The sequence below is a fragment of the Alteromonas lipotrueae genome, assembly GCF_019249215.1.
Taxonomy (GTDB): domain Bacteria; phylum Pseudomonadota; class Gammaproteobacteria; order Enterobacterales; family Alteromonadaceae; genus Alteromonas; species Alteromonas lipotrueae.
Genome location: NZ_JAESDI010000002.1, coordinates 324605 through 342458 on the forward strand (window position 1 = coordinate 324605; position 17854 = coordinate 342458).

General features: G+C 45.4%; 13 protein-coding genes. 8 read left to right on the forward strand and 5 right to left on the reverse strand.

The features are described 5' to 3' along the window. Window positions 1-111 precede the first annotated feature (111 nt). The gene (locus JKP82_RS03150; RefSeq protein WP_159527991.1) at window positions 112-780 is read right to left on the reverse strand and encodes a glutathione S-transferase family protein; all 669 of its coding nucleotides are present in this window, start codon (window positions 778-780) and stop codon (window positions 112-114) included. 207 nt (window positions 781-987) lie between these two features. Here JKP82_RS03150 and JKP82_RS03155 point away from each other — a divergent pair, with 207 nt between their 5' ends. From JKP82_RS03155 to JKP82_RS03190, 8 genes are all read left to right on the forward strand, one after another. Next, window positions 988-2451 carry a protein adenylyltransferase SelO gene (locus JKP82_RS03155; protein WP_218395829.1) on the forward strand — a complete coding sequence of 488 codons (1464 nt, stop codon included), beginning with the start codon at window positions 988-990 and terminating at the stop codon, window positions 2449-2451. After that, window positions 2439-2747 carry a DUF3630 family protein gene (locus JKP82_RS03160; RefSeq protein WP_159527989.1) on the forward strand — a complete coding sequence of 103 codons (309 nt, stop codon included), beginning with the start codon at window positions 2439-2441 and terminating at the stop codon, window positions 2745-2747. The genes JKP82_RS03155 and JKP82_RS03160 overlap by 13 nt, the downstream gene beginning before the upstream one ends. Window positions 2748-2849: 102 nt before the next feature. After that, window positions 2850-5711: an EAL domain-containing protein gene (locus JKP82_RS03165; RefSeq protein WP_258544321.1), complete on the forward strand. Its 2862-nt coding sequence runs from the start codon at window positions 2850-2852 to the stop codon at window positions 5709-5711. Between the two features lie 154 nt (window positions 5712-5865). Continuing rightward, window positions 5866-6480: a GTP cyclohydrolase II gene (ribA, locus tag JKP82_RS03170; protein WP_159527987.1), complete on the forward strand. Its 615-nt coding sequence runs from the start codon at window positions 5866-5868 to the stop codon at window positions 6478-6480. Between the two features lie 162 nt (window positions 6481-6642). Further along, entirely contained in the window at window positions 6643-8037 is a 1395-nt protein-coding gene (locus JKP82_RS03175) for a DUF3300 domain-containing protein (RefSeq protein ID WP_218395831.1), read from the forward strand. A 104-nt stretch (window positions 8038-8141) separates the two neighbouring features. After that, window positions 8142-9131, forward strand: a complete 990-nt coding sequence (locus JKP82_RS03180; RefSeq protein ID WP_159527985.1) for a zinc transporter ZntB — start codon at window positions 8142-8144, stop codon at window positions 9129-9131. Window positions 9132-9294: 163 nt separating this feature from the next. After that, window positions 9295-10776 (forward strand): methyl-accepting chemotaxis protein, encoded by a 1482-nt coding sequence (locus JKP82_RS03185; protein WP_218395833.1) that lies wholly within the window; start codon window positions 9295-9297, stop codon window positions 10774-10776. Beyond that, complete coding sequence (locus JKP82_RS03190; protein ID WP_218395835.1) at window positions 10776-11309, forward strand: DUF6436 domain-containing protein; 534 nt, start codon at window positions 10776-10778, stop codon at window positions 11307-11309. The genes JKP82_RS03185 and JKP82_RS03190 overlap by 1 nt, the downstream gene beginning before the upstream one ends. On the opposite strand, the gene JKP82_RS03195 is transcribed toward JKP82_RS03190, so the two are convergent. The 4 genes from JKP82_RS03195 to JKP82_RS03210 all read right to left on the reverse strand — a co-directional run bounded on the left by JKP82_RS03195 (window position 11306) and on the right by JKP82_RS03210 (window position 17845). Beyond that, window positions 11306-12274 (reverse strand): histone deacetylase family protein, encoded by a 969-nt coding sequence (locus JKP82_RS03195; protein WP_159527982.1) that lies wholly within the window; start codon window positions 12272-12274, stop codon window positions 11306-11308. The two genes, JKP82_RS03190 and JKP82_RS03195, sit on opposite strands and share 4 nt — an antisense overlap. Next, a complete protein-coding gene (locus JKP82_RS03200; RefSeq protein WP_159527981.1) occupies window positions 12271-14112 on the reverse strand; it encodes a bifunctional acetyl-CoA hydrolase/transferase family protein/GNAT family N-acetyltransferase in 1842 nt (613 codons plus the stop codon). Before JKP82_RS03200 ends, JKP82_RS03195 begins: the two co-directional genes overlap by 4 nt. Window positions 14113-14224: 112 nt before the next feature. Beyond that, window positions 14225-14725, reverse strand: a complete 501-nt coding sequence (locus JKP82_RS03205; protein WP_159527980.1) for an alpha/beta hydrolase — start codon at window positions 14723-14725, stop codon at window positions 14225-14227. Between the two features lie 21 nt (window positions 14726-14746). After that, window positions 14747-17845 (reverse strand): efflux RND transporter permease subunit, encoded by a 3099-nt coding sequence (locus JKP82_RS03210; protein ID WP_218395837.1) that lies wholly within the window; start codon window positions 17843-17845, stop codon window positions 14747-14749. Between the last annotated feature and the right edge of the window lie 9 nt (window positions 17846-17854).

Consider the following 17854-nt stretch of genomic DNA (forward strand, 5'->3'; position numbering starts at 1 on the left):
TTAGCTAAAGCCTATTCCTCGCCAGAGCCTATACCCACAAAGGCCTGCATCTAAACAGGCCTATATTTAAATAGACCTACATCTAAACAAAGAAGGGCTCAACATTGGGCATTAGGCGTACGCGTACTCGCCACCTTTTTCTAGCGCTTGCTTATACGCTGGCCTTGCATGTACCCGTTTCACGTATTCCCGAATGGCAGGAAAGTCTTTGGCATTACCACTTGCCACCAATGATTCCAGCGGGAATATCATTTGTACATCAGCTCCGGTGGGTTGTTCACCGGCAAACCACGTGTGATGGGCCAGGTAAGACTCTACATAGCGCAAGCTTTGGGATAAATTTGGCCCATAATAGGCATTCAAAATTCCATCAATTAACTTATTCGTGATGGGTTTGATAAAGAAAGGTTTAGACCCTTTTTGACGGGCCTTTTCAAGCACCAACCTAGCTACCAAGGGTGGCATTAGCGAGCCTTCGGCAAAGTGTAACCAAAATAAATACTGCTGCAGATTTTCACCGCTCTCAGGAGAGGTAAAACGTGTTTGTCCATGCTGGCGAACTAAGTACTCGACAATGGCGCCTGACTCAGCAATTGCCCCCTCAGGGGTAGTCAGTACAGGCGAGCGACCTAGTGGATGTACTGCACGTAACGATTCCGGCGCAAGATTAGTGGTGCTATCTCGCTGATAGTGTTCAATATTGTAATCAACGCCTAGCTCTTCCAATAGCCATAAAATACGTTGAGATCGAGAATTATTTAAGTGATGTAACGTGAGCATAATGCTTCCTTGAGGCCCAAATAAGGCCGTTTTTTTATTATTGCTAGCTTACGTCTTTTATACACGTTTTATAGAGGGGAAGTTTAATTTTAATCTGTGATAAGTTGCACTGTGTCTCATTGATGTAAATGGCGCTTTTATTAGCCTTCACATTTTGCTACTTTCCGCCCTATAGATTGTGTCACGCCATCGGGAAACGAGTAACTAATGGGTTTATTAAATCGCTATGCAGAAACCCTATCGGAACTGGGTAGCTTTGTACTTCCAGAACCGCTTAAAAACATGCGAGTAGGCTTGTTTAACACCACACTAGCCAACGAGCTTGCACTTCCCGAACCCTTACTGCAGCCTCAAAACATGCTTGATTGGCTACACTCCCCTGTTACGCCCCTTACACAACAGGCATTTGCACAAAAATACGGTGGCCATCAGTTTGGTCAATGGAACCCTGAATTAGGCGATGGGCGTGGGCTGCTTTTAGCAGAAGTTATCGACGCAAACGCGCAGCCCCACGATCTCCATTTAAAAGGCGCTGGCCCTACCCCCTATTCAAGACACGCTGACGGACGTGCCGTACTGCGATCCACATTAAGAGAATATATTGGCGCTGAGGCACTGCATTATTTAGGTATTCCCTCTAGCCGTTCACTGTGCCTTTTCACCAGTTCAGATACCGTGTACCGAGAACGCCCTGAAACCGGTGCCATGATGATAAGAACAGCCCCTAGTCATATACGCTTTGGTCACTTTGAATATTATTTTTATGCCAGTCAAAAAGATAAATTACAACGGTTACTCGACTTCACCATTGAGCATCATTTTGCCGAATGCAAAGCGGCTACAAACCCTTATGCTGCGTTACTAGGCGCGGTAGTAACCCGTACTGCTAGATTGGTCGCGTTGTGGCAAACGCACGGGTTTGTACATGGCGTGATGAATACAGACAATATGTCTATTCATGGCATTACCTTTGATTATGGGCCGTTTGCCTTTTTAGATAATTACGAGCCTGGCGCGGTCTTTAATCACTCTGACCATCAAGGCCGTTATGCCTTTAATCAACAGCCGGGTATTGCCCTTTGGAACTTAAATGCCCTTGCCCATGCCTTTTCAGGCCATTGCTCGGTGGATGAAATAAAAGCCGCTTTATCTACCTTCGAGCAAACGTTCATTACGCAATATCAACACTTGATGCTTTTACGGATGGGCATTGAGACTAATGAGAAAGAGCAAAGCCTTGCTGTTATGCAGTCTTGGCTACAAATACTTGAGACCAAGAATCTAGATTACACGTATTGCTTCCGTCAGTTGGCGTTGGCAGATATAAACAAGACTCAGTGCCCTTTTCACGATATCTTCGTTAGTCAGGAAAACAGGGTCAAACAAGTAACACTTGTTGATCAAGAAAAAGCAGATGCATGGTGGGAAAGCTACCGCCAGCTGCGTTTAGCAAGAGAAGAAGATACGGAGCTATTGTTGCGAAACCCCGCGGTTATTCCTCGTACTCATTTACTTCAACAGGCGGTTGAATTGGCCGAAAAGGGTGATTTTTCACTCTCTGAAGCTTTGTTAGAAGCTGCAAGTACGCCATTTGAAAGGAAATGGGATACGCACCCCTTTTCAGAGCCACCTTCATCATCAGCACACACGAGCTTGTCATGCAGCAGTTAACGATTCAAAATCTTAAAGCCTTGTCGAAAATAAACGGCCAGGCTTTGTTTATCGACTCCCCACTTCCTAGTACGCCTTTAAAAACTCAACAATGGGAGCAAACCTTCTGTGCGCTTTTTAATTTAACGGCGACAAATCAAGAATGGGGGGCAGATCGCTATCAAGTCACCTTAAGCAACGGAGGCTTCAGCTGTATGCTATTTATCGAGTGGCTTTGCGAAGCTATTTGGCTTGAGCCAATAGGAAGTAATGAAAATGCTCAGGACCTGTACGACTATCTATTTGATGAAAAGTGAATGACTTTTCATCATTCTTTTCATTATTTCTTTCCCCAAAATCAGAATCTTCCGTTACTATTAGTTTACTGATCTTTGAGAATTTACGTTAATAAGGTAGCTATGCCATTCACAAGAAAAGGAATGTTGGCATTCTTCGTTGCTTGTATCACCTTATCTACTTGGGCGTTAAGCGACGCCATCCAAAATTCGGCTGTTGCGTCAGAGCTTACCATTGACCAGTCTTTTCATGTTGCCACCATTAACGAAAGCAGTTCGTTTTTTGTCGCGCACAAATCAATGACGTATTTAGATGTACTCCACCCTTCTAGCCCCTTAACCAGCAGCATTCCGCTTGATAGGAATAATAGTCGACTCTGGATTTCTAATGAATTGAGAAACGACGGATTTAGCACTATTCCCCTAGTGCTAAATATAGACAGGCTTAATATTAACGACCTTCAAATTTACTTGCTTGATGGTAATGCTCGAATCATTAAGTCTTACCGCTACCAAGCAGGTAAAGGGGATTTTTCATTAAAGAAACCTTTCTCTGCCATCCGCTTAAGCTTTTCACTGACGCCACAAGAAAATGTCCGGCTTGTTATTGGTGTGTATGACGATGGTCTTCGCTATTTCCCAATCTCACTATGGGAAAAACAAGCAATTCAACAATACGATGAAACCTTGCTTATTCTACTTGGCATCGTGATGGGTATGCTTACGGTATTAACTGGCTACTTCCTGCTGTCTTACCTATATCAGCGCACCCCGGCTCGTTTCTGGTTGGCGGTAACCAATTTTGTTTTATTTGCGCTGTTATTTATGGCGCAAGGCGGGCTTGCGACGTGGCCTTCTTTAACTAACGCGAGTGAGATAACCTTTGCCGTACTCATTAGCCTTGGCTTTGTGACGCTCGCTAAAGTGACCCATAGTTTATTTTCACCCATTCCATTGGTGCTAAGGCTACTGACCTTTGCACTCCCTATTGGCATGGCTATCGCAGCAGTGGCAACGAGCGCATACGACGCGACCCGCATTCTTTTTGCCGCCAGCCCGTTTATCGCTGCTTACCATATTGCCTTAGCCTTCATTTTTAAGGATAAACAAAACATAGCATCAAGCAGGCTGTTCGCCTTCGCCTGGGTGTTCGTATTCATGCTTTATGCTGTGTTCGTTAAAATCGCCTTCGACGATGTCTTTTATACCGCGCCCATTGTCATGATTATTCTAACCCTACTGACCTTGTCTCTTCTTTGCATCGGGTTTGCCGTTGAATTAAAAGAGCAGAACGCAAGCAGGCTGCAATTGTCTGAAAGTGAAGCCACTATTAGTAGCCTTCATCACTTTTATGATTTATTTCGAAATTCTAGTGAAGGCCTATACACCTCTACGCTAGACGGAGAGTTAAAAACAGTTAACCCTGCCATGTGTGCCCTTTTTGGCTATACCGATGAAGCAAAAATGTTAGCACAAGTGAAAAACACCAAGCAGTTTTACGCTAATGCGGAAGACCGTGACGTACTGGTAGGAGAGCTACTTCATAGCGGCCAGGTTGCGGCACGCGAAATTAAGGGAATGCGCGCCAACGGCAGTGCTTTCTGGTTTTCTATATCTTGTCAGGTACGAGAAAATGACAGTGGTAGCTTTTTATATGGCTCTATTATCGACGTTACCGAGAAAAAGCAGTCAGACTCTAGCCTACAATTTATGGCAACCCACGACTCGCTAACTGGGGTTTATAATAGACGTCAGTTTGAAACTACTCTGACCGCTAGGCTAAGCGAAAATTCCCCCATTCCGCCGTGCGTGCTTTATCTCGATTTAGATCGCTTTAAAATTGTCAATGACACCTCTGGCCACAAAGCCGGCGATGCGCTTATTAAAGATATTGCTCACTTGCTAGAAAAATCACTTCCTAATGAGGCAATGCTGGCACGGATCACCGGCGATGAATTTGGCGTTATTTTTGAAAATCAGCCGGAAGAACAAGCTTACTTGCAGGCAACCACATTGTTAAATGCCGTTCAGGCTTACCGCTTTTCATGGGAAAACCGCATATTTAGCCTAGGGGTTAGCATTGGCATGGTAGTGTGTACCGACCCCGACGCCAGTGCAGAGCAATACATCTGCATGGCCGATGCCGCCTGTTATTACGCAAAAGATCAGGGCCGTAATCAAATTCACAAGTACAGCAAAGACGATGAAAGCATGCTGCGCTACCAAAATGAGCTTGATTGGGTAAACAGCATTCAGTCGGCGTTATCGGAAGACAGATTCCTACTTTACTACCAGCCCCTTAGACCATTAAGCCGACCCAATGACGGTCACTATTATGAAGTGCTTTTGCGTATGAAAGAGACCGATGGACGCATTGTAGAGCCCGCCGCATTTCTACCTACCGCTGAACGCTTCGAGATGAACGTTAAAATAGATAAGTGGGTTATTGTTAATACCTTTAGCTGGCTAAATGAGCACCCTGAGCATTTGGCTGAACTCAAGCGCTGTAGTATTAATTTAAACTGCCACTCCTTAGCCGACAGAGACTTCAAACTTTTCGTGTTAAACGCGTTTGAACGTTACAACATTCCTTACGATAAAATTTGCTTCGAGATGATTGAGTCTGTCGCCATTATCAAGATGGAATACACCATCGACTTCATGCGTACCTTCAATCGTTTAGGCTGTTCATTTGCGTTAGACGATTTTGGCAGAGGGTTTGCGTCTTATGGCTATCTGAAACACCTTCCTGTGGATATTGTCAAAATTGACGGTACCTTCATTAAAGACATGCGAGCAGATCCTGTTGATGTCGCTATGGTGTCTTCCATTAAAGATGTTGCGAAAGCCCTAGGAATGCAGACCGTAGGTGAGTTTGTAGAGTCTGATGCCACTATGACGCAGCTAGGTAATATGGGCATTGATTTCGCCCAAGGGTATGGTGTAGCCGAGCCTGCGCTGCTTGACGACTTTAAACCGTTATAACCTAAAACCGATTAGGCTATGGTATTACTACACTTTAAAAGGGGTATATTGTAACATTCGCGGATTAATGAATGGGGAGCCGTACCTGTCTCAAGCCCTTGTAAAAGGCAAGAACATCCCCACATAACGCTTATGATCCAGGTGTAGAAGTAACATGAGCAGCAAACAACCTAAATACGAATACGTCAGTTCCGCCAAATTACCCACTCGTCATGGTAATTTTAAAATCCATGGTTTCGTTGAAACCAGTGGACAGGAGCACGTGGCGCTTTCCTATGGTGAATGGAAAGAAAACGATGTAGTCCCTATCCGCATTCATTCTGAGTGTCTAACGGGAGATGCCCTTTTCAGCACCCGTTGCGACTGTGGCTTTCAATTAGAAAAAGCCATGCAGAACATAGCCGAAAATGGTTTCGGTGTATTACTTTATCTTCGTCAGGAAGGTCGTGGTATTGGGTTACTGAACAAAATTCGCGCTTATAATTTACAAGATAGCGGCATGGATACGGTTGAAGCCAATGAGCATTTAGGTTTTGATGCCGACTTACGTAGCTATGATATTTGTAAGCTAATGCTTGATACCTTGGGCGTACATCGCGTTGAGTTGATGACCAATAATCCCAAGAAGCTAGCGGCCTTAAAATCGTTAGGCATTGACGTGGTGGCACGTAAGCCTATCGACCATGGTATTACAGAAGACAATAAAAACTACATTAAAACCAAGACCGAAAAGCTTGGTCACGCATTCGACCCCCACTCTTTCAAGTAAGTCGCCTCGCCATTCAATCTATTCCAACCTGAATGACAATAATTCAGGTTGGTTCAGGTTACGTTAATACCAGAAGCGGTATAACACATACAGACTTTGTGACATTGCCTGTAAAAGTGCTTAGTTTAAGCGCTCCCGTGCAGAGTAATGTAAGGAGAACGTATGAAAAAACTGACTTTAGCTTTACTCGTTGCCATGGGAACCCTGTCTACCTCATTCCCCATGCTAGCGTCGGCATCGGTTGAACCAGAAACTAGGGTAGATAACTATCAGTACTCAGATGCTGAGCTAGATAGCTTACTTGCGCCCATTGCACTCTACCCCGACACCTTGCTTACTCATATTATGATTGCAGCCACTTACCCTCTTGATGTAGTCGCGGCCGACAGGTGGCGCCAAAGCAATTTACATCTTACTCCCTTACAAGTAGAGCAAGCGCTAGAACCTGTTACGTGGGATCCGAGTGTAAAAGCCTTGGCTGCATTTACCGATATTCTGCACAGCATGGCCGAAGATCTAAACTGGTTACAGCAACTTGGTGATAATGTACTAATTAGTGAAGCCCGTGTACTTGATAGAGTACAGTTGCTTCGCCAACACGCCCTCAACACCGGTAACTTACAATCGAATGATTACCTTGAAGTTGAACGTGAGCTAGAAAGAGAAGCTGGTATAGATCGAAGCGTGATTGTTATTGCCCCTCGCCATAGAGATGTGGTTTACGTGCCTTACTACGACCCGCTTGTTGTATTCGGACTTTGGTCTCATGCCATTGCGCCTGTGCACTGGCATCATAGGGTTAGTTACCGTCACCACGGAAATTTCTTTTGGGCACCGCAAGTTAGGCTTTCAACCTTCTTCTATTTTGGCGGTATTCGATGGAGCAACCGCCATGTAGTGATCCACAGAGAGCCTGTACGACACTATTACAGAGGCACACCTAAAAAACGTGTATACAGTAAAGGTTATCAGCGCTGGCAACATAGTGCTGACCATCGCAGAGCTCGCTACTCTAACCGCGTTGTGCACAGTGCACCTAGACGATATAGCGCCACTCGTTCAGTGAAAGTAAGAAGCAACGAGCGAGCCGTTACTAAGGTGAGTCACAATAAGGTGATTCATACCAAAACAGTGAATAGAAATATTGTGCGCCAGCAAACACCGCTGCATGCCCAATCACCTAGCAATAAGTCGTCGAATAAGTTGCGCGAAAGCCAGCTTAAGGATCGCCAGGTTAAAAAGAACCACGTTAAAGAACACACTGCACGGAACGTAAACGGCAATAACAGGCAGGTTACTGCGCCTCGCAGCGTTAAAAACGCACGTCAGCATGTGGAGCCTAAAAGTCGCACAACAACGCGCACGGTAACCACAACTAAAACCGTAAAAAGAGACAGTAATCGGGTATCAGGGCAGAAGTATCAGCAGCGTGCTTCTACACATGTGAAACGCGCAAAAACAGATGTTAGAAGTAATCGTTCTTCGTCTAACCGTTCGGCTATGTCGCAACATCGGTCAACGCCGAAAGTGAAACGAACCCAAAACCGTGAAAGATAAAATAGTAAACGCGCTTAGTTTCATCTAAGCGCTTTTTTTTTTAGATGGCAAGCGGCTTTATCTCTGCGTAGTATGAGGTAACTTTTTTGATGGTAATGGGTAATATGCACGCAGCCTCACCGCCTCAAGCCTTATTATGGGCTTATTTACTATCTTCCAATGGTGAAGTTAAAGCCATTGACGCGAAAGCCATTCCCGACGCATTAGCACAATGTTCGTCTAGTGATGATTACCTTTGGTTACATGTACAGTCAGATGCTGAAGACGCTGGCACCTTGTTACAATTTAGTGGCTTACACCACACGGTTATAGACAGCTTACTTGCTTTAGAAACAAGGCCTAGAGCCATGAGCCTGCATCAGGGTACCTTGGTGTATTTGCGAGGCATTAATAAAAATCCCGATGCCGACCCAGAAGATATGGTGTCGCTACGTACATGGTATAACAAAGATATTATTATTAGTGCTCGTCGTAAAAACAGGCGATTAGCCTCCATTCAGAACCTGCGGGATGAAATTGCATCTGAACAGGTGCCAATGAGCCCATCGGCCCTCTTGTTGAACATGATCACGAAAGTCGCTGATACCATTTTGGACACCGTTGATGAGATGGACGAGAGCTTAGTAGGGTTTGAGACCCGTGAACAACTTCGAAAGGAAGATAGGCAAAATTTATCTATCGTAAGACGCCAAGCCGCATCTATTAGGCGCTACCTTGCGCCACAACGTGATGCCTTAGATGCCCTACTTCGTTTGCCCGATGCGTTGTCCCAAAATCAGAGTTTTGAACTGCGAGAGCAAACCGATCGCATGAGCCGGTATGTGGAAGATATGGACTTATTACGTGAAAGAGCAATTGTACTTCAAGACGAGTTGCGAAACCGCATAGCGGAGCAACAAGGGGTGCGCATGTACGTCTTGTCTATGGTAACTGCTATTTTCTTGCCTCTGTCTTTTTTAACGGGTGTGTTCGGCATGAACGTTGGCGGATTACCGGGCACTGACTCTGCGAATGCCTTTGTTTACTTAATGCTTGGGATGGGGGTGCTGAGCATCTGCATGTTGGTGGCTATGTTGTGGAAAAGGTGGCTTTAATAAGGGCATAATGAACCTTTAATATTTATTAAAAATAATTAATATTCAATGTATTAGTACAAAGACTAATAGATTTAAAATTTTTAATTCGTATGATTTGTCAAAATAGCACTCTTAGCATTTCTTGCCTACACTTAGGCAAACCGCTTCAGTGGAGAAAACCATGCAGTACCCGTGGATACTAGAAGGACACAAGATCTTTCGAGTAGTAATACTGATTCAATTAGTGATTTCTTTCATCATTGGCTTCGTAACTGGCGATATTATCACTGCCGCGGTACTAGGCATTCCTATTGCCATTTTGCCCTTATATTTCAGCCTGCAACAGCCACAAGCGGTAGTAAGTAGGCATGCTGTTGCTATAGGTATACAATTACTCACAGCGTTGCATATTCATCAAACCTTCGGGCTTATTGAAATGCATTTTGAAATATTCGTCACACTGGCGTTTCTTTCCTACTTTAGAGACTGGAAGGTGATTGCAACAGCGACTGCCGTGGTTGCTGTACATCATATCAGTTTTTATATTCTGGCAACCCAAGGTGTTCCTGTATTCATATTCCAAGAAGGTGATTTAACGTTCCCTATATTGTTGATGCATGCCGCTTTTGCGTTAGCGGAAGGTGGCGTTTTGATGTACATGGCCAAACAAGCTCATCAAGAAGGTGCCGGAGCAGCCCAGCTGCGTATTGCGATTGAAAATATGCAAAAATCTGAAGGGCAAATAGATTTATCTGTATCCTTTGAGCGAGAAAACGAAATACTTCGTCCATTTGGTGAACTTATTGATCAAGTTAAAGATTTGGTTGCTTTAGCGTCTTCACTTATGAATGAAGTGGTTAAAGGCTGTGAAAAAATGGAAACAGCAGCTAGCAGTATGTTTGAAATTAGTCGTAATACCGACCAAGAAATTGCCATGGTGTCTGCTTCATCTGAAGAAATTGCGCAAACCATGCAAATGTCTGCTGAACAAACAACCCGCGCTAGCGACAAAGCGTCTGCGGCAGAGGCCTCTTCAGGTTCAACTCGTGACTCTATAGTATCTACCAGCCGGACCATAGATTCGCTGCGTAATACGTTAAATAATGCTGCAAAAACTAACACTGCACTAAACGAACAATGTTCACACATTTCAGAAGCTATGCGCGCCATTACCTCAGTGGCAGAGCAAACTAACTTACTGGCGCTTAACGCGGCCATCGAGTCGGCACGTGCTGGTGAGCACGGCAGAGGGTTTGCTGTGGTTGCTGATGAAGTGCGTACCTTGGCCATTCGTTCAAAAGAAAGTGCCGACCAAATTACCTCTGTAACCGAACAATTAGTGAGTCAAACAGCAAGTTCGGTAGACCAGATGCAAACCTGCATTCAACTCGTTGATGAAGCGGTACTATCGGCTGATACTGCCACGCAAGCTATGTCTGATATCATGTCGCAAATTCAGTTTGCCAGTGAGAGCATGACTGAAATTGCCACCTCTGCCGTTGAGCAGGAAACCGCTTCAGCTTCTATAGCAGAAAGCACGGCACGATTAAGTGAACTGACTTCTGAGGAACTTGCCACAGCGGAATCGCTGTCAGCAGAAGTGGAAATTTTGTCTCAAATTTCACAAAAAATGCGCGGTGCCATAGGTCGCTTTAAGCTGTAATGTCGAAAAAGGGAAGTTGGACGCTGCTGCTTGTATGGGCAATCAGCTTACTAAGTGCTGTTTTGTTTTATAGCCAGCGTCAGATTTCTGAGTTCGACCCCAACGGCACCTTGCTGCATCAATCAACAAGCACCACCTTTGATGCTTCTTTAATTTCACTGCTTAAAGACTATAATGTACCTGCTGGCAGTATTGTTCATGTGGGTACACAGGAAAATTGTTACTGCGACACCCTTACCGATTCTCATCAAACCCAGCTGCTCAATAAGCTAGGTAAAATAGGCTACAGCGGCTTGACGCTAGACATTGAAAATGTGCCAGAACTCGCCACTGTATTGCCTTCGGTACCTGCACTTATTGTTGTAGACACCCTATATAACCTTCGCTATTTAGGGCCTTACGCAACGGGGTACGGTTGTTTCACCGGTAAAGATTTAGTGGATGAAATTAGCGGATATGCATCAAGTTCGTCTCACATAAATGCCGTGGTAAAAACCGAAGCCGATGGGTGTTTTTGCAGCTCGCAGCGTTAGGGATGGGATAACCCTTTCAAATGTGCCACGACGCTGCGCCCAAGCGCACTTAAATCGTACCCACCCTCAAGCGTACTCACCACACGACCGTTACAGCAACTATCAGCAACACGCCTGATCCGCTGACTCACCCAAAAATAATCATCTTCAGTAAGGCGAAGGTGCGCCATAGGATCTTCAGCATGACCATCAAATCCTGCCGATATAAATATAAGCTCGGGCTGAAAGTTCTCTAGTGCATTAAACCAATGGGATACTTTTTCTCGAAACACCTCGCCGGTAGAGCCCGCTTCAATAGGTACAGATAAAATATTACTTGCTGACACAGGCGCACCGCTATGAGGGTAAAACGGATGCTGAAAACTAGAGCACATCATGATGCGCTGATCTCCTGCGATAATATTTTCAGTCCCATTGCCGTGATGCACATCGAAATCGATAATAGCCACACGGGAGAGTTGATAGTTTTGTAGTGCATAGCGTGCAGCAATGGCCACATTATTAAATAGGCAAAAACCCATTGAGCCATCGTAGGTAGCATGATGCCCAGGCGGGCGAGCCAAACAAAAAGCCTGCCTATCGTCGCCCTGCATGGCCCAGTCAACGGCATTACAACCTGCTCCTGCCGATTCCAATGCGGCGGGCAACGTGTATTCCATCATGCCGGTATCATCATCTAACCAAGTAACTGGGTTGCTGTCCTTATGATTTGCATCGGGATGAGCTTTTGCAGCTGCAGACAGGTGCTGCGCACGGGAAAGTACACTTTTTACGTACTCTGGGCTATGTGCCAAGGTAAGGTAAGCCTCAGCGATAGGCTTTGCGTCGGCGTGCTCACACACCATTTCTAAACCTGACGCTAATAGCTGATCGTCTATTGCGTATAGCCTGTCTGGCGACTCAGGGTGTTCTGGGCCTAAGTCATGTTTAACGCCATGTTTTGTGCGATAAATTCGAATGGTCATGGTAACTCACTCACGTTTAATACCAATTCAACGTCACTGGGATCACCGGTAAAAAGCCGCTTAAACTGCATTTGTTCAAAGATTGTGATCATGGGGGTATTTTCTCCCCTGACATAGGCCACCATTTGGTTTATTTCACGGGCTTTCGCTATACGAATAAGCTCGTTCAACAAGCGGCTTGCCATACCTTTACCCTGCTGCGTTTCTCGGGTAACAAACGCCACTTCACAGGAGTTATTGCTGGCGTTGTAATAAAATCGGCCTACTGCATGAATGGTAATTCGAGACCCTTCTTGGCGCACTATACATAACGCCACGTCAGAGGTTTGATCCACACTCACCAAGTTACACGACTTCTCTCTGGACATTTGTTTTGGGTCGTAGTTGTAGCGAAGACGCAGGGTTTCTTTGGTATGTGAATAAAAGAACTCCTGTAACCGGCGCTCATCAGCGGGATTCAGCGGGCGCATATAAAACTTTTCGCCTTGTATATTCAGCCGCTTAAGCTGAATAGCGCCTAGTTCTGGGATATCTGTCGGGTACTTTTCTTGGTAATGTGGCACCCAATAATGCTGCCTGACTTCTTCTAATAGCTGAGATCTGAATTTTGGGTGCGCTACTCGAATAAGCTCTAGCGCTCGCTCACGAATACTTTTACCTTTAAGAGAGGCAATGCCGTATTCGGTAACAACATATTGCACATTCCCCCGCGAGGTTACTACCCCAGCCCCTTCAGCAAGACGTGGCGTAATGCGAGATATGGTTTCATTTTTAGCCGTTGATGGCAGCGCAATAATGGCTTTACCACCTTTGCTAATAGATGCGCCTGTTACAAAATCGACCTGCCCCCCAATACCACTATAAAAATCGTATCCCAGCGAATCGGCAACCACCTGCCCCGTTAAATCCACTTCCAACGCACTATTAATAGCCACCATATTGTCGTTTTTGGCAACATTGGTAGGCTTGTTCACATAACTGCTAGGGTAAAATTCAATATGCGGGTTGTTATCGATTAAATCGTAGAGCTTACGGGTACCAATAGCGAAACTGGTTACCACCTTGCCTGGGTGGAAGGTTTTTTTCTTATTGGTAACCGCACCTGATGCTAACAGCTCAATAATACTGTCGGTAAGCATTTCGCTGTGAATACCTAAATCTTTGTGATGGCACAGGTATTTAAGGGTGGCACTTGGAATTTTACCAATACCGAATTGCAAGGTAGCGCCATCATCAACCAACATGGAAACGTACTGCCCGATACGTTCGGCCACGCTATCAATAGGTGGCGGCATAACTTCAACTAAAGGTTCGTTTGCTTCAATACATGCGGTAATTTCACTTAAGTGAATATAGGAATGACCTGCAGTACGGGGAACTTGCGGGTTGATTTGTGCAATTACGTATTTACTTTGACGCGCTGCCGACATGGCAATATCAACCGCCGCTCCTAAGGAGCAATAGCCAAATTCATCAGGGGGGCTTACATTTACCAACGCGGCATCTAAAGACAGCGTGCCATCACTAAACAAACTTGAAATTTCAGAGAGGAAAACAGGAGTGTAGTCGGCTCGGCCTTCATCAACAGCTTGCCGCATCGCTTGGCCACCAATAAAAAAGGTATTGGCTTTAAATAGATTTTTATACTCTTCTTTTACCCAGCGCGTATCGCCAAGTGCAAGCATGTGTACTAACTCAATATCGCTAAAGCCATCGCTATTATCAATTAAGTGCTGAATCAGTGCATAAGGTACTGATGCATTGCCCCCAACAAATAATCGACAGCCCGATTTTATCAGCGCTTTCCAATCTGGTTCAGACGGTAAATCTATTGCCATCCCCTCGGCCTTATTCCCGCTAATCTGTACCGCTATAATGACACATTTTTCCTGTTGTGCGTTACCAAGCTGGTAAGACAACAGGAAAAACGTTACAGCAGCAAAGCTTCCGTTAGTTCAGTGTAAACGGATGCAACCAATTGCGAAAGAAAGGCGATATCGCAAACATGCTGTTCGACAATCTGTGGCCGTCCTCTAGTAGTAACAACTGAGAATTACGCAGCTTCGCATAATCAATACTATGGCTAACTGGAATGACATCATCATTCCAGCCGTGGATTACACTCGTTTTTCCGGTGTAGTTATATTCTTGCACTTCGTAGCTTGGCATATACAGCGCCGGCGCTAGTAAGAACAAACCCCGTGCAGACACACGCTCAGCAGCCACTAAAGACACGTAACCGCCCATACTAGATCCTACCAGGATAACTTCATCGCCTTGCTCTTCTACCGTATCAACCAATCGGGTAATGCGATCTTCTGGCGAAGCTAAATCTTGGTAATCCACACTAATAACATTAAAGCCAACATCGCTAGCCACGTTAGACAATGTAGTGATCTTACTGCCCCAAGGGCCACTTTCTTTTCCATGAGAAAAAATGACAGTTGTCATCGTAAAACCTCAACGTCTAAATTATTTATCTTGTTTATGAAACAGCTTTTCAACCATCACGTAGAACATAGGTACAAAGAAAATGGCTAAGAAGGTGGCAGCAAACATGCCCCCCATCACCGCAATACCTATTGCGTTTTGGCTTGCTGAACCTGCACCGCTAGCCATTGCCAGCGGTGTTACTCCGAGTATAAACGCCATAGATGTCATTAATATGGGGCGAAAACGCTGAGAAGCCGCATTTGATACCGCCGTCATTAAATCAATGCCTTCTTCATATTGGTCTTTTGCGAACTCTACAATGAGAATGGCATTTTTCGCCGCCAGACCCACTGTGGTCAAAAACGCAACTTGTAGGTAAACATCGTTTGGTAAATTGAATAAAAACGCTGCCGTTACCGAACCTAATATACCCAAAGGTACCACCAGCATGACTGCAAATGGTACAGACCAACTCTCATATAATGCTGCTAGGCATAAAAATACGATGAGTATAGAAATAGCATACAACATAGGCGCTTGCGAGCCAGCTTGTTGTTCTTCAAAAGATAAACCAGCCCACTCAATAGCATAACCAGCAGGCAATTGAGCAACTAGCTTCTCCATTTCTTCCATGGCTTCACCGGATGAAACACCTTCAGCGGGGCTACCTTGAATGTTAACCGATGAGATACCGTTAAAACGCTCAAGTTTGGGCGAACCATACACCCACTGAGTAGATGCAAAGGTGCTGAAGGCCACCATGTCACCGTCGGCGTTACGCACAAACCACTTGTCTAAATCGTCTGGCGACATGCGATATTTTGCATCCGCTTGCATATAAACCCGTTTTATCCGGCCTTTATCAATAAAGTCGTTAACGTAACTTGAGCCCCACGCAATTTGCAGTGCACTGTTTATTTCACTTAGGTTTAACCCCAGCGCAGATGCTTTTTCACTGTCTATATTCACCTTAAACTGAGGCACGTCGCTTAATCCGTTAGGGCGAACACCGGCAAGTTTAGGGTTTTGCGCGGCCATGCCTAACAATTGATTGCGGGCATTCATCAATGCCACGTGACCATTACTTCCGCGATCCACAAGCTGCATATCAAAGCCTGTCGCGTTACCTAATTCCATAATAGGCGGAGGCACAATAGGAAATGCAGAAGCATCTTCAATTTGACTAAATGCGCCAAAGGCGCGGCCTACCAGTGCAAATGCTGAGTCGCTTTCGTCTCGCACGCTCCAGTCATTCAAGTTTACAAAACCCATACCGGCATTTTGAGCTTGGCCAGCAAAACTAAAACCTACTACCGTAAACAAGCCGTTAACCGCACCTTGCTCTTGGTCTAAGAAAAAGTCTTCTGCCTTTTTGACCGACTCTAAGGTACGCCCAGCAGTTGCACCAGGAGGCGTACTAATTAGCACCATTAGGCGGCCTTGGTCTTCATCGGGTAAGAATGCACCAGGTAATTGGGCGAAAATATACGCCATTCCTGCCACTAGAATACCGTATACCGCAAAGTAACGCTTAGCACGTTTCGCCATGTGGGTGGTGGTACGCTGATAGCGATCGCGGCCTTTGTTGAATGTGCGGTTAAACCAACCAAAGAAGCCTTTGTCTTTGTTATGTTCAGGATCGTGTTGTTTTAGCAGCGTGGCACACAATGAAGGTGACAATATAATTGCCACCAATACCGAGAAGCCCATGGCAGACACGATAGTAATTGAGAACTGGCGATAAATAGCCCCAGCAGATCCACTGAAAAAGGCCATAGGAATAAATACCGTCGATAATACCGCGGCAATACCTACTAGCGCACCAGTAATTTGTGTCATGGATTTTTTAGTGGCTTCAGCGGGCGGTAAGCCCTCTTCTTCCATAATACGTTCAACGTTTTCAACCACGACAATAGCGTCGTCCACAAGCAAACCAATGGCTAGCACCATGGCAAACATAGTTAATACGTTAATGCTGTAACCAAATGCCAGTAGCACCGCAAAGGTACCTAGTAACACCACCGGAACCGCGATAGTAGGAATAAGGGTAGCACGCCAATTCTGCAAAAATAGCAGCATGACGAAGAAAACCAGTACCACGGCTTCAATCAGCGTGTGCACCACTGACTCAATCGACAATTCGATAAAGGGTGAAGCATCAACCGGATAAACCACTTTTACGCTGTCTGGTAGGTTGACTCGTAGCTCTTCAACACGCTGCTTTACCGCATTGATAGTATCAAGCGCGTTCGCACCTGACGCTAAGCTAATAGCCATACCCGAGGCAGGATGACGGTCGTAACGAACGATTACATCGTAGCTTTCAGCACCTAGCTCAACCCGCGCGACATCGCGTACTCGAACTTGAGAACCATCAGTATTTACCCGCAGCACAATGCTTTCGAAATCATCTACGGTTTGTAAACGTGATTGAGCTTGAATAGTGGCGTTAATTTGCTGGCCTTGAATGGCAGGTAAGCCCCCGAGTTGCCCAGCAGATACATCGGTATTTTGCACCTCAACCGCGGCTTGGACATCTACCGGTGTTAGGTTGTAGCTGTATAGTTTGTCTGGATCTAACCAAATTCGCATTGAGCGCTGGGCACCAAATACCCGCACGCTCCCTACGCCATTAACACGGGAGACTGAATCGCGAAATTGAGAAACCAACAAATCGCTTAAGTCGTACTGGCTCATTTGCCCCGTTTCGTCATAAAAACCAATGGCTAACGAAAATGCTGAGTTTGATTTTGCGACAGTAACACCTTGTTGCTGCACCTGTGCCGGCAGCAATGGGAGTGCCGATTGCACTTTATTTTGGGTTTGAACTTGCGCAATATCTGGGTCGGTACCCGGCTCAAATGTGAGGCTGATAGACATACTGCTGTTTGAGCTACTGGCAGAGAAATAACGTAAGTTATCTATGCCTGATAAGTTTTGCTCAACCACCTGCGTGACTGAGTTTTCAACGGTTTCCGCTGAAGCCCCAGGGTAAGTCGCAGAAATCGTCACCGTGGGTGGCGCAACTTTAGGGTATTGCTCAATAGGCAGGGTATAAATGGCAAGTACCCCTGCCATCATCGTAATAATTGCAAGTACCCACGCGAAGACGGGTCTGTCGATAAAAAAGCGAGCCATAGTAAACTA

What these genes read in the sequence shown, in the direction of transcription:
- JKP82_RS03150 (WP_159527991.1), bottom strand. Translation starts at nt 780, where the DNA reads ATGCTCACGTTACATCACTTAAATAATTCTCGATCTCAACGTATTTTA.
- JKP82_RS03155 (WP_218395829.1), top strand. Translation starts at nt 988, where the DNA reads ATGGGTTTATTAAATCGCTATGCAGAAACCCTATCGGAACTGGGTAGC.
- JKP82_RS03160 (WP_159527989.1), top strand. Translation starts at nt 2,439, where the DNA reads ATGCAGCAGTTAACGATTCAAAATCTTAAAGCCTTGTCGAAAATAAAC.
- JKP82_RS03165 (WP_258544321.1), top strand. Translation starts at nt 2,850, where the DNA reads ATGCCATTCACAAGAAAAGGAATGTTGGCATTCTTCGTTGCTTGTATC.
- ribA (WP_159527987.1), top strand. Translation starts at nt 5,866, where the DNA reads ATGAGCAGCAAACAACCTAAATACGAATACGTCAGTTCCGCCAAATTA.
- JKP82_RS03175 (WP_218395831.1), top strand. Translation starts at nt 6,643, where the DNA reads ATGAAAAAACTGACTTTAGCTTTACTCGTTGCCATGGGAACCCTGTCT.
- JKP82_RS03180 (WP_159527985.1), top strand. Translation starts at nt 8,142, where the DNA reads ATGCACGCAGCCTCACCGCCTCAAGCCTTATTATGGGCTTATTTACTA.
- JKP82_RS03185 (WP_218395833.1), top strand. Translation starts at nt 9,295, where the DNA reads ATGCAGTACCCGTGGATACTAGAAGGACACAAGATCTTTCGAGTAGTA.
- JKP82_RS03190 (WP_218395835.1), top strand. Translation starts at nt 10,776, where the DNA reads ATGTCGAAAAAGGGAAGTTGGACGCTGCTGCTTGTATGGGCAATCAGC.
- JKP82_RS03195 (WP_159527982.1), bottom strand. Translation starts at nt 12,274, where the DNA reads ATGACCATTCGAATTTATCGCACAAAACATGGCGTTAAACATGACTTA.
- JKP82_RS03200 (WP_159527981.1), bottom strand. Translation starts at nt 14,112, where the DNA reads ATGGCAATAGATTTACCGTCTGAACCAGATTGGAAAGCGCTGATAAAA.
- JKP82_RS03205 (WP_159527980.1), bottom strand. Translation starts at nt 14,725, where the DNA reads ATGACAACTGTCATTTTTTCTCATGGAAAAGAAAGTGGCCCTTGGGGC.
- JKP82_RS03210 (WP_218395837.1), bottom strand. Translation starts at nt 17,845, where the DNA reads ATGGCTCGCTTTTTTATCGACAGACCCGTCTTCGCGTGGGTACTTGCA.